Below are 839 nucleotides of genomic sequence, written 5' to 3'. Positions count from 1 at the left end.
AAGGTGTTGCCGAGCGTTTGGTCCGCGAGATCGATCTGTATCGTGCCAATCATGGGATGTCATTGTCTTTGGAAACGGCCGTTTCGGTGTTGGACTCTTATATGACCTTCACCTGTGGTTGCGATATCGAGTACGCGCCTTTATTTTCAGACATTAATCGACTCACTCGCGAGATCGAACTAGATAAACAACGAGCTGGCTGCGATACCATCGTAAAAAGCGAATGGCTCAATTCGGCACAACAGGACCTCAGTGGCTTTTTTCGATCGCGACGCAGTGTCCGAGACTTCGCTAATCAACAGGTCGATCCTCAAAGCTTGCTCAAAGCGGTTGAAATGGCCATGTACACACCCACCGTATGCAATCGTCAGGCGATCAAGGCACATGCATTCACACGACCCGAATCCGTCGCTAAGGTACTCCAATGTCAGTCAGGCAACGGTGGCTTTGGTGACAAAGTGCCAGCAGCGATTGTCATCACCGTAGACCGACAAAGCTTTTTCACCTCTGGGGAGAGAAATCAGTGTTGGATTGATGGAGGCCTGTTCTCCATGTCACTAATTTATGCACTGCATTCGCTTGGTCTTGGAACCTGTTGTTTAAACTGGTCCGTCACCAAAGATCAAGACCAATCATTGCGTAGCATTATTGAGGTGGAAGAAAGTGACGCAGTGATCATGATGATCGCGGTCGGTCATTTGAAAGACACCTTCAAGGTTGCAAAATCGGCTAGAAAGCCAGTCGAAGAATTTATCTCCTTTGAGAATATCAAGAAACCGTGATTTTCTTTTTGCGCTGCAATTTGCGATTCGCACATTCAGCGCAGTATCCAGCCCAGG

1 protein-coding gene is annotated in these 839 nt (G+C 48.0%); it reads left to right on the top strand.

The genetic code is table 11. From position 1 onward, the window contains the following. A partial coding sequence (locus A3751_RS16455; RefSeq protein ID WP_231876920.1) for a nitroreductase family protein occupies nucleotides 1-782 on the top strand: 782 nt, incomplete at its 5' end. Nucleotides 783-839 lie beyond the last annotated feature (57 nt).

Source organism: Oleiphilus sp. HI0080, assembly GCF_001635135.1.
Note: the sequence above shows the minus strand (reverse complement) of the source record. Positions and strands in the feature narration are given on the sequence as shown.